Raw genomic sequence first — 10693 nt, forward strand, 5'->3', positions numbered from 1 at the left:
GTTCATCATTATCATCATTTTTAAAACTAATAATAAGCTTTGGAAAATAACAATAACCCGACATAACCGCTTTAATGGCACTTTCCAAATTATCAATGCTATCGGTTTTAGAGACATAACCATAAACACCACAGTCCATACATTTTATAGCATAATCATTAAATACCATCGCAGTGAAAATTATTATTTTTGAATCAGGTGAAACTCTTAATATTTGTTCAATCAGACCAAGACCTGAATATTCATTTGTAAGAATATCGAGAATAATCAAATCTGGTTTATGCATATGGGCTATCCTAACCGATTCTGTTCGACAATTACTTTCTAAAACCTCACCTCCTTTACACTCTATAATACGTTTTATAACACTTCTAATTATAGGATGTTCATCAACAACAAGCACTGTCATGTCAAGCATCATATCTCCTTAATAAAGTACCCGTAACCTTTATAGGGCGTAATCCATCAAATAGACACCTAAGAAAATTCATTATTATTCAGATGCACCATAGTATTAATGCACAATAACACCCTCCATTTCAAATCGATAAGAATGGAAAATTCTCACTGTATTGGAATATCTAACCTTACTTTACTTAGGTCGAATTAAAAGAGCAGAGAACCATTAATATCTCCTACAATTCTCACAGAAAGAACACTCATAAAAATCGCCGATTACTGTACGCTAAACTCGCCTGAAAACTCACAATTTAATTGCGGTAACGAGGTTTCTGCGGAGCTAGATGGCTGTTTAACATAAACACCAAAATAAAGTGCCGGTGTTGAGAACGTTGAAATAGTATCACCAAAACCAGACAAGGAGATTGTCTGAGTATGTGTATAACCTGAAGCTGTCCCGGCAAGCGTATTTTTATAAACTCCGCAAGCTACCTGAGTATTACTGCCGGTGGCGGCCCCTTCGCTCGGAGTGACGACAAAGTCGACCGCTTTGGTATTAGCCGTTGGGCTCCAATTAACACAGTTCATAGATACATCAATAGGATTAATGGCTTGTGATAAGCGCGTCCCATTACTATCATGCACATATATATGTGGCCCACTTAGGGTCGCTGAACGTTGTGACAAACTACTCGCCTCACATACAACATCAATATTGGCTGTTTTAAGGTTAAAGTTATATGTACCTAGTAGAGCAGATGAAAATGTATAACATGAGGTACCCGCCGCATTACAGGGTTTTCCCTCAGCTCCAGTTATCATTGCAAAATTCCCCGATGTACCGGATATCGAAACCAGTGCTGAGCGTGATATCACTATGTGATAAGAAAGTATTACCCCGTGAGATTGTGCGATCGCTAGTGCTTCGTCCATTGTTGAAGCAGCTAACAATTGTTGGTCATATGTGCCATCCCCTCGTAAATCAAACGCGCCAGTATATAAGTCAACCCCTAGACCTCCGGAGGTAACTGCTCTGACTTTATATGTTAGTAAACAACGTTCTAATGTAGTATGGCTAATATTTTGTGGCCGACAATAATTAACATACGCAGAACCACCAGGCTGGAATACCACATCCATACTCATTTCTGACAAACTTGTTTGCAGGTTTTTTATGATAAATTCCGCATAAACAGTGCCAGGAAACACCGTCATCAGCAGAATAAACACCAGTAGATTTAATAATCTCATCTTAATCTATTTCCATAATATCAGCCCACTAATGCAATATCGGAACAGTAATAACTAAAGGAAAGCGTTTTATACTAAATAACGTTTACAATAATTTATCGAAACCGAAATAATGATACTTAAGCTAAAGGGCTTCTATTTAATTAGATGCCCTTTAGCTTTCCTCTTTTCCCTGCCGCCTACTAATACATACTTCTGTCTATTCCTGCTAATGTCCTCAATGCGTCAAGAACCTAACGCCGCCACCATAAAGTGTCATCAGCTACAGCACGGTTATCCCCCCATGGTTAAGGTCAATCTGATCTCAAAAGGTACAGCAACAAATGTCATCACAACCATTGCGCTACTGGTATTATCCAGTGTTGCGGTCACCGCGCTATTACCAATTGTTGAACTTTTCAGTGTTATAACAAAAGTCCCATCGGCACCGCTGGTACCATTACTATTACTGCTGATAATTGCGCCATTATCCGCAACAACGGTTATATTCTGGCCTGGCAATGGATTATTGTTGGCATCTGTTACCGTCACTTTTATTGCAGCATCTGCCACCCCATCAGCAGGTTGATTATCTACGCTCTTTTCTAAAATCACTTTCGCGCTATTAACATCGGCAATAAAGAGCACGTCTATCTTTTTGGTGTCATTACTGACCCCGATAAGGGTGGCAATCACCGCGATCTCCCCGGCTCGGATACTGGTTAATGCCGCCGGGATATACCCGTCACTGTCAGTCATCATCACCGATGGCATCAGCGTGGCACCATTACCGACGGTAAAAATCACTACCTGATTGACCAGCGGGTTATCGTTCGCATCGGTGACCTGCGCCCGCACACTATGGATCTCATTGCCGTCCGCCACGATGCCACTGTTTAGCGCGGTGGTTTCAGTCAGGGTGGCGATTTTTGCGGTAGTGACATCAGCAATAAAGGTCACTTCCACCTCTTTACTGCTGCCCCCACTCAGGCTGGCGCTCACGGTGATGGCCCCGGCCCGGATACTGGACAGTGCCGTCGGGATATACCCATCACTGTCGGTCATCACCACCGACGGCACCAACGTGGCACCACTGCTGGCGACAAAGGTCACCGTCTGATTGGCCAGCGGGTTACCGTTCGCATCGGTGACCTGCGCCCGCACACTGTGAGTCTGGCTGCCGTCCGCCACAATGCCACTGTTTGGCGCGGTGATTTCGCTCAGGGTGACTATCTGTGCGGTAGTAACATCAGCAATAAAGATGACTTGCACCGTCATATTGTTACCACTGCCCCCAGTCAGGGTTGCGGTAACATTAACAGCCCCAGCCCGGGTATTGGTCAGATCTGTCCTGATATACCCATCACTGTCAGTGACCGTCTGACTTACCAGGGTGGCGCCGTTATCAGCGGTAAAAATCACCGTCTGATTGGCCAGCGGGTTACCCTTAGCATCGGTGACCAGCGCCTGCACGCTATGGAGATCGTTGCCGTCCGCCACAATGCCGCTGTTTGGCGCGGTGGTTTCGCTCAGGGCGACTATCTGTGCGGTAGTGACATCAGCAATAAAGATCACTTCCACCTCTTTACTGCTGCCCCCGCTCAGGCTGGCGGTCACATTGACTGCCCCGGCCCGGATACTGGTCAGTGCCATTGGGATATACCCGTCACTGTCAGTCACTGTCACCGCCTGATTCACCAGCGTGGCACCGTTATCGGCGGCAAAGGTTACTGTCTGATTGGCCAGCGGGTTACCGTTCGCATCGGTGACCTGCGCCCGCACGGTATGGATCTCATTGCCGTCCGCCACGATGCCACTGTTTAGCGCGGTGGTTTCAGTCAGGGTGGCGATTTGTGCGGTAGTGACATCAGCAATAAAGATCACGTCCACCGTTTTGTCGTTACTTCCACTGAGGCTGGCGGTCACGGTGATGGCCCCGGCCCGAATACTGGTCAGCGCCATTGGGATATACCCGTCACTGTCGGTCACCGTCACCGATGGCACCAGCGTGGCACCACTGCTGGCGACAAAGGTCACCGTCTGATTGGCCAGCGGGTTACCGTTCGCATCGGTGACCTGCGCCCGCACACTGTGAGTCTGGCTGCCGTCGGCCACAATGCCACTGTTTGGCGCGGTGGTTTCAGTCAGGGTGGCGATTTGTGCGGTAGTGACATCAGCAATAAAGATCACTTGCACCTCTTTACTGTTGCCCCCGCCCAGGCTGGCGGTCACATTGACTGCCCCGGCCCGGATACTGGTCAGTGCCGCCGGGATATACCCGTCATTGTCGGTGACCGTCACCGACGGTACCAGCGTGGCGCCATTACTGGCGGCAAAGGTTACCGTCTGATTGGCCAGCGGGTTGCCGTTTGCATCGGTAACCTGCGCCCGCACACTGTGAGTCTGGCTGCCGTCCGCCACGATGCCACTGTTTGGCGCGGTGGTTTCGCTCAGGGTGACTATCTGTGCGGTAGTGACATCAGCAATAAAGATCACTTCCACCTCTTTACTGTTGCCCCCGCTCAGGCTGGCTGTCACATTGACTGCCCCGGCCCGGATACTGGTCAGTGCCGCCGGGATATACCCGTCACTGTCGGTCACCGTCACCGACGGTACCAGCGTGACGCCATTACTGGCGGCAAAGGTTACCGTCTGATTAATCAGTGGGTTACCGTTAGCATCGGTGACCTGCGCCCGCACACTGTGGGTCTGGCTGCCGTCCGCCACAATGCCACTGTTTGGCGCGGTGGTTTCGCTCAGGGTGACTATCTGTGCGGTAGTGACATCAGCAATAAAGATCACTTCCACCTCTTTACTGTTGCCCCCGCTCAGGCTGGCTGTCACATTGACTGCCCCGGCCCGGATGCTGGTCAGCGCCATCGGGATATACCCGTCACTGTCCGTCATCACCACCGACGGCACCAGCGTGGCACCATTACCGGCGCTAAAGGTCACGGTCTGATTAGCCAGCGGGTTACCCTGCGCATCGCTGACCTGGGCCCGTACGGTATGGGTCTGGCTGCCGTCCGCCACAATGCCGCTGTTTGGCGCGGTGGTTTCGTTCAGGGCGACTATCTGTGCGGTAGTGGCATCGGCAATAAAAATCACTTGCACCTCTTTACTGTTACCCCCGCTCAGGCTGGCAGTCACATTGACTGCCCCGGCCCGGATATTGGTCAGTGCCGCCGGGATATACCCGTCACTGTCGGTCACCGTCATCGCCTGATTCACCAGCGTGGCGCCATTACTGGCGGCAAAGGTCACGGTCTGATTGGCCAGCGGGTTGCCGTTTGCATCGGTAACCTGCGCCCGCACACTGTGGGTCTGGCTGCCGTCCGCCACAATGCCGCTGTTTGGCGCGGTGGTTTCGCTCAGGGTGACTATCTGTGCGGTAGTGACATCAGCAATAAAGATCACGTCCACCTCTTTACTGTTGCCCCCGCTCAGGCTGGCGCTCACGGTGACCGCCCCGGCCCGAATACTGGTCAGTGCCGCCGGGATATACCCGTCACTGTCAGTTACTGTCACCGTCTGATTCACCAGGGTGGCACCGTTACCGGCGCTAAAGGTCACCGTCTGGTTGGCCAGCGGATTGCCCTGTGCATCCGTCACTCGCGCCCGTACGCTATGGGTCTGGCTGCCGTCCGCCACAATGCCATTGTTTGCCGCCGTGGTTTCAGTCAGCGTCGCGATGCGTGCACTGCTGGTATCAGCAGTAAAGGTTACGTCTACTGTTTTGCTATTGCTTCCGCTGAGGCTGGCGGTCACGGTGATGACCCCGGCCCGGATACTGGTCAGTGCCATCGGGATATACCCGTCACTGTCGGTTACCGTCACCGACGGTACCAGCGTGGCGCCATTACTGGCGGTAAAAGTCACCGTCTGATTGGCCAGCGGGTTACCGTTCGCATCGCTGACCCGCGCCCGCACACTGTGGGTCTGGCTGCCGTCCGCCATAATGCCGCTGTTTGGCGCGGTGGTTTCGCTCAGAGTGACTATCTGTGCGGTAGTAGCATCAGCAATAAAGGTGACGTCCACCACTTTGCTATTGCTTCCGCTGAGGCTGGCGGTCACGGTGATGGTCCCTGCCCGGATACTGGTCAGTGCCGCCGGGATATACCCGTCACTGTCGGTCACCGTCATCGCCTGATTCACCAGCGTGGCGCCATTACTGGCGGCAAAGGTCACCGTCTGATTGGCCAGCGGGTTGCCGTTCGCATCGGTAACCTGCGCCCGCACACTGTGGGTCTGGCTGCCGTCCGCCACAATGCCGCTGTTTGGCGCGGTGGTTTCGCTCAGGGTGACTATCTGTGCGGTAGTGACATCAGCAATAAAGGTGACAACCACCGTTTTGTCGTTACTTCCGCTGAGACTGGCGGTCACGGTGACCGCCCCGGCCCGGATACTGGTCAGTGCCATTGGGATATACCCGTCACTGTCGGTCACCGTCACCGCCTGATTCACCAGCGTGGCACCGTTATCGGCGCTAAAGGTCACGGTCTGATTAATCAGCGGGTTGCCGCTTGCATCGGTAACCCGAGCCTGTACGGTATGGGTCTGGCTGCCGTCCGCCACAATGCCGCTATTTGGCCCAGTGATTTCGCTCAGAGTGACTATCTGTGCGGTAGTGACATCAGCAATAAAGATCACTTGCACCTCTTTACTGTTGCCCCCGCTGAGACTGGCGGTTACGGTGATGGCTCCGGCCCGGATACTGGTCAGCGCCATTGGGATATACCCGTCACTGTCGGTGACTGTCACCGTCTGACTCACCAGCGTGGCACCATTACCGGCGCTAAAGGTCACCGTCTGATTAATCAGTGGGTTACCCTGCGCATCGGTCACCCGTGCCTGCACCCTGTGGGTCTGGCTGCCGTCCGCCACAATGCCACTGTTTGACGCCGTGATTTCAGTCAGGGTGGCGATTTGTGCGGTAGTGACATCAGCAATAAAGATCACGTCCACCGTTTTGTCGTTACTTCCGCTCAGGCGGGCAGTCACGGTGATGGCTCCGGCCCGGATACTGGTCAGCGCCATTGGGATATACCCGTCACTGTCGGTGACCGTCACCGTCTGATTCACCAGGGTAGCACCGCTGCTGGCGACAAAGGTCACCGTCTGATTAATCAGTGGGTTACCCTGCGCATCGGTCACCCGTGCCTGCACGCGATGGGTCTGGCTGCCGTCCGCCACAATGCCATTGTTTGCCGCCGTGATTTCAGTCAGCGTCGTGATGCGCGCACTGCTGGTATCGGCAATAAAGGCCACAGCCACCGTTTTGCTGTTGCTTCCGCTGAGGCTGGCGGTCACGGTGATGGCTCCAGCCTGGATACTGGTCAGTGCCATTGGGATATACCCGTCACTGTCGGTCACCGTCACCGTCTGATTCACCAGGGTAGCGCCGCTACTGGCGGCAAAGGTCACCGTCTGATTGGCCAGCGGGTTACCCTGCGCATCGGTGACCTGCGCTCGCACGCTATGGGTCTGGCTACCATCGGCCACAATGCCACTGTTCGCCGCCGTGATTTCAGTCAGCGTCGCGATGTGGGCACTGCTGGTATCGGCAATAAAGGCCACAGCCACCGTTTTGCTGTTGCCACTGCCCCCAATCAGGGTGGCAGTAACGGTGACAGCCCCGGCCAGCGTACTGGTCAGTGCCATCGAGAGATAACCGTCACTGTCGGTCACTGTCACCGTTTGACTCACCAGCGTGGCACCATTACCGGCGCTAAAGGTCACGGTCTGATTGACCAGCGGGTTACCCTGCGCATCAGTCACCCGCGCCTGCACGCTATGGGTCTGGCTACCGTTCGCCACAATGCCACTGTTTGACGCCGTGATTTCGGTCAGCGTCTCAAGCCGCGCACTGTTAGCGTCAGCAATAAAGGCCACAGCCACCGTTTTGCTGTTGCCACTGCCCCCAATCAGGGTGGCAGTAACGGTGACAGTCCCGGCCAGCGTACTGGTCAGTGCCATCGGGAGATAACCGTCACTGTCGGTCACCGTCATCGTCTGATTCACCAGCGTGGCACCATTACTGGCGCTAAAGGTCACGGTCTGATTAAGCAGCGGGTTGCCCTGCGCATCCGTCACTCGTGCCCGCACACGGTGGGTCTGGCTGCCATCCGCCACAATGCCGCTGTTCGCTGCGGTGACTTCAGTCAGCGTCTCAAGCCGCGCACTGCTGGTATCCGCAATAAAGGCCACATCCACTGTTTTACTGTTACCACTGCCCCCACGGAGGGTGGCGGTCACGGTGATCACCCCGGCCCGGAGACTGGTCAGTGCCATCGGGATATACCCGTCACTGTCGGTGACTGTCACCACCGACGACACCAGTGTAGCGCCGCTGCTGGCGGCAAAGGTCACGGTCTGATTGACCAGCGGGTTACCCTGCGCATCGGTCACCCGTGCCTGTACCCTGTGGGTCTGGCTGCCGTCCGCCACAATGCCACTGTTTAGTGCGGTGACTTCCGTTAGCGTCTGGATTTGCGCAGTACTCACATCGGCAATAAAGGTCACATCCACCGTTTGAGCACTACCATTAATAGTTGCCGTCACGGTAACAACACCGGCTTTGATACTGGTAAGCATTACCGTTACCGAACCATCTGGGCCCGTCGTGCCCTGAGTGGCGATCGTGGCACCGCTTCCGTTGGCAACACTGAAACTGACCACTTGATTTGATACTGGTGCATTGTGTCCATCAGTAACAATGGCTTTCACACTGTTAGTTTTCGTACCATTCGCAACAGCGCCGTCAGTAACGACTTTCAAGTTACCACTGGCAATGTTGGCGGGGGTAACAAATGTCACATTGACACTTTGGCTACTGCCATTGACGCTAGCGGTTACAGTAACAACAGTACTGATGGTATTGGTGAGTGTCATGATCACACTACCATCAGCATCAGTAATGCCACTGCTGGCAATAACAGCATTATTATTGGCGTAGAAACTGACCGCCTGATCGGATACTGGATTGCCGTTAGCATCCTTGATAATGGCCTTCACACTGTTAGTCGCGACGCCGTTGGCAATCGCCTTGTCACGAACGACAGTCAGGTCACCATTAATAATTCTTACCGTGCTACTGTCTGCCGTGAACCTGACCGGTTTTGTATCATGGTTGCCGTTCATCAAGGAGGCAGAAACTGTCCCACTCCCTGAACGAGTACTGGTTGTGACAATACCACTAACCTTTCCGTTACTGTCGGTTGCCGCAGTTTGCGGAGTGATTGTTCCCAGGGTAGAACTGAGCGTAACGGCCATACCCGTTATCGGTTGGTTAGCATTATTCGCGGTATTAATCACTGTGGCTTCAAAAGCCACCGTAGATAAACCATCGGCCAGCGTTGTGTGATTACCAACATGTTTAAGGGTAATATTATGTAGAGAGCGCTCAACCAGCAGGGTTGTGGTAGCCGTATTGGATTTATTACCCCGGACATCATATGCCGTGGCGCTAACTTGATAATTATTCAGGCTAACGGATGGTTGATAGGCCGGGAGAGTGATTAACACTGTTCCCACACTTGACATCGTTATACTGCCACCGGCTGCAAGCAATGCAGGGGCATGCCATACGATATTTTTCACCCCGTATTTCGAGGCCACTTTTGCCGTTAGTGAGATATCTTCCATAGCATATGCGGTAATCTGCTCAGGCAAACTCAGATGAATTAAGTCCTGCTTTTGATATTGCATAACAATATCGTAATTACGGTCAATAATATCGTAACGGCTACCCGCCACACTACGCATTAAACCAACGGTCTGTTTGCTAATTTGATCAATCCACGGTACGCCAAAACGGTAATTTAAATTGATCCCTAGCTGAAAATCATTATCGACATTGCGCCCTTTCTTATGGGAAGCATCGAAAGTTACCAATGGAATAGGCGTATAATTAACCCCAACGGTAATGGCAGAGGGTGAATGACCTAAATCATCAGGGCTGGTATTTCCACTGCCTAATGCAACGCCTTTACCAAAATACTTTTCATAGACTAGCCGTCCACCCAATTGGGGATGAGAGGGTAAATAGGCCTCTGCCCGCACATCAAACCCGTTAGCCGGGCGTTCGTTATAATCCTCCATATCGGACAATACCGACTGATGCCAGTCGGTTATTCGGAAATAACCATTTGTGGAGAATTTGAGATAATCTGTCCAAGCTTCACCCCCGACCCCCAAACGGCTATTTTTACCGGTCATGTCATAGTCATAAAAGGTATTTACACCGAAGGTCCAGTCATCGGTAAATCCACGTACGCCAATGCCGCTATTATTTGTTGCGCGTTGTCCATTATGACGGACCCCTAGCTGAGCAAATAACAGTGCACTTTCTGATTCTGCTAGTGGCAGCAATACATCGGCATTACCGGTACCTGATGAGTTCAATTGCACTCTGGCATTACCGTATTGCCCCAACCAATCTGAAGCCATTTGTGAGGCCAGACCTGAGGAGACGCCTTTTATTGCATTTTCGCCAGCTTTGCCAGGCTCACTACTGCTCATCACACTGCCAAAATTGGAAAACGCACTCGCCACGTTATTTTCCGTGATCTCATATTTATTATTAGTACGGATGTCGCCAACTTCATGTTTATCTGAGCCTAAATCTGGTAACCCATTTTGCTGTGATGCAATCAAGGGCTCTGCGGGCTCATTTAGAGGTGAAGATGGCGAAAAAATAGGAGGATTTACTGTCTCTTGCGGTGGATTCTTAGATCGACTTGAATCAATAGTCACTGCTGCCGAAGTGTGTTCATTCAAGATATCTGATGCTCTCATATTTATCATTGCATCATCTAAGCTATCGGCATGCGCGGACAGTGAAATAATAGGTGTGATGGTAGCGGTAAGAAGTAAGCATATTTGAACCACTAAAGTGATAAATGCCACTCCCCGCATAAACACGCAGTTAGAATTAAATTGATTCATGTGAGTAAAAATTCCATTTTGAGAGCAAGCAACTAGCACTCGAATACGCTATATGCACGACATAAATGATGATGAAGATATTAGATAATTATCCCCAGTAATTTTAAATTAACGTCAC

3 protein-coding genes are annotated in these 10693 nt (G+C 51.7%); all 3 read right to left on the bottom strand.

Going from position 1 to position 10693, the window contains the following annotated elements; genetic code table 11:
* Positions 1-418 (bottom strand): response regulator (locus V1952_RS16395; protein ID WP_420075130.1); only part of this gene is annotated, 418 nt, incomplete at its 3' end.
* Positions 419-675: 257 nt separating this feature from the next.
* Complete coding sequence (locus V1952_RS16400) at positions 676-1650, bottom strand: heme utilization protein (protein WP_420075131.1); 975 nt, start codon at positions 1648-1650, stop codon at positions 676-678.
* Between the two features lie 273 nt (positions 1651-1923).
* Entirely contained in the window at positions 1924-10182 is an 8259-nt protein-coding gene (locus V1952_RS16405) for an Ig-like domain-containing protein (RefSeq protein ID WP_420075132.1), read from the bottom strand.
* Between the last annotated feature and the right edge of the window lie 511 nt (positions 10183-10693).

Source organism: Yersinia sp. 2542 StPb PI (assembly GCF_048593855.1).
In the GTDB taxonomy this organism is placed as follows: Bacteria; Pseudomonadota; Gammaproteobacteria; order Enterobacterales; family Enterobacteriaceae; genus Yersinia; species Yersinia enterocolitica_E.